At 53.0% G+C, this 2,291-nt stretch carries 1 protein-coding gene; it reads left to right on the forward strand.

The genetic code is table 11. The annotated features are described in order from the left end of the window. The first annotated feature begins 158 nt into the window (after positions 1–158). The gene (locus KDK14_RS01975) at positions 159–1,613 is read left to right on the forward strand and encodes an aminoacyl-histidine dipeptidase (protein ID WP_257263340.1); all 1,455 of its coding nucleotides are present in this window, start codon (positions 159–161) and stop codon (positions 1,611–1,613) included. Positions 1,614–2,291: the final 678 nt, after the last annotated feature.

A 2,291-nucleotide genomic window follows, 5' to 3' on the forward strand; every position in this document is an offset into this window, starting at 1 on the left:
CATAGTTCCAGAATTAGAGTGAAATGGGAAAGTTATTTTTAGACAATTCCTAAGGTAGAAAACCCTCATTGATGTTTATCCCCAACACCCTCACTATAGTGCGTCTGCACATAAATATTCTGACATAGCAGTCAATATAATTAGCACTGGAGTCTTAAATGAGCGCTATCCACGAACTGCACCCTCACGGGTTATGGCAACACTTTTCCGCCATTTGTGACATACCTCACCCGTCTTTCCATGAAGAACAGATTCGTGAGCACCTGATTGGCTTTGCCAAAGAGCACCATCTTGAGTGGCAGTCCGATGCGGCAGGTAATGTCATCATTCGCAAACAGGCGACACCCGGCATGGAAAACCGTGTTGGCGTTATTCTTCAGGGCCATATGGATATGGTGCCCCAAAAAAATAACGACACTGTTCATGACTTCACCACGGACCCGATTAAAGCCTATATTGATGGCGACTGGGTCACTGCCGAGGGCACAACCCTTGGTGCCGATAACGGCATCGGCATGGCGGCAACGCTGGCGGTGTTAGCGTCCAAAGACCTGCACCATGGCCCTGTTGAGGCCCTGTTCACCGCCACTGAAGAGATCGGTATGATCGGCGCCAGGGGGCTTGCGCAGGGCATTCTGGCAGGCAAGATCCTGCTTAACCTGGATACCGAAGATGAAGGGGAACTCTACATTGGCTGCGCCGGTGGTACCCGCATTGAGATTAATGGGGATTACACGACCGAAGACGTCCAGAATGGATTGGCCTACAAAACCCTGACCATTTCCGGACTCAAAGGTGGTCATTCCGGGTGTGATATTCACCTCGGCAGGGGCAATGCCATCAAACTGTTGATCCGCGTCCTGCACCGTCTGGAGGCAGAAGGTGTGCGTATTGCCAGCCTGACCGGTGGCTCCCTGGACAATGCCATTCCCCGTGAAGCATCTGCCGTCATTGCCATTCCTCAGTCATCACGGGTAGCCTGTGAGCAGATTATTGACCAGTGCAGCAATACGCTGCGTGCAGAGTTGGCGGTGGTTGAGCCAAACCTGACCCTGACCCTGAGTGACGCTGCACCCACTGCCGGGCTGATGTCCCTGCAGGCCCAGAACCGCTGGGTGGCTGCGGTGGATGCCTGCCCCAATGGTGTCCAGAGAATGAGTGACTCCATTGCAGGCGTGGTAGAGACCTCTTTAAACCTGGGGGTGCTGTCCATCAATGACGGTAAGATCAAAGCCCATATCCTGCCAAGAAGCCTGGTCGGCAGTTGCAATGAAGCCCTGTGTGATGCCGTCGCCGGCCTGTTCAGGATGCTGGATGCCGAAGTCATCTTCTCTGACAGCTACCCTGGCTGGAAGCCAGACCCGGACTCTCAAATTCTGGCCACCATGAAGCGGGTTTACGCTGAGCTGTATGGTCAGGAGCCCGGCGTTCAAGTGGTTCATGCCGGTCTGGAGTGTGGCCTGCTGGGCAGCAAGTACCCCGAGTGGGATATGATCTCCTTTGGCCCAACCATCCGTTTCCCCCACTCGCCGGATGAGAAAGTCCATATCCAGAGCGTTGTCAGGTTCTGGGATCTGCTGGTGGCTACCCTTAAAGCGGTTCCACAAGCGTAATGCGATGGTTGCCCCATGTTTGTGACAGCGCCTAAGCTGAACAGATTGATGGCCCCTGCAGAGGGCAAACAGGAAGAATTGGCAACAGCTTGATCGTTCTGACATTCTGGTGCCAAGAAAGGGCGACTGTTCAGTGATGGTCGCCTTTTTTAATGGTTTCTGGCTTAGTTTTCGCACGGGAACTTTCTATGGTGTGGATACTCCAATACAAGGGAATGTTTGAACAAATAAGTTACAAACGTTTGTCCAGCTCGGGGTTACTCTGTACCTGGTTCATTTCATACGCTGCTGTTTGTAGGAACTCTCTGCCTGTTTATTCGTTCTATGATTCCCTGATAACCCTGTGATACAGAGTTGGCCGCAGTGCTAGCCAGTTCTTTACCACGAGTAAGGGGTCTCCTCGCCAGCTTCTGACCACGCAACCCCTCCCGGAAACCGATAATCCATTGACAGCCTAAATAGCCGAAAATCGCCAATCCGATCGCTGCCACAAGGGTACCTGTGGTAATGATCGCTGTAGCGGCTGTTGATGCTGTTGATGCTGTAGCGGCTGTTGACACTGTGGTGGCTGCTGACGCCGCGGCTGTTGACTCTGTGGTGGCAGTTGACGCCGAAGCGGTTGTTGACACTGTAGCGGCATTTACCGGGCAAACATCACCGTACGAAAAATCCAACGCA

Origin of the sequence: Endozoicomonas sp. ONNA2 (genome assembly GCF_024606365.1) — a bacterium.
Classification (GTDB): domain Bacteria; phylum Pseudomonadota; class Gammaproteobacteria; order Pseudomonadales; family Endozoicomonadaceae; genus Endozoicomonas.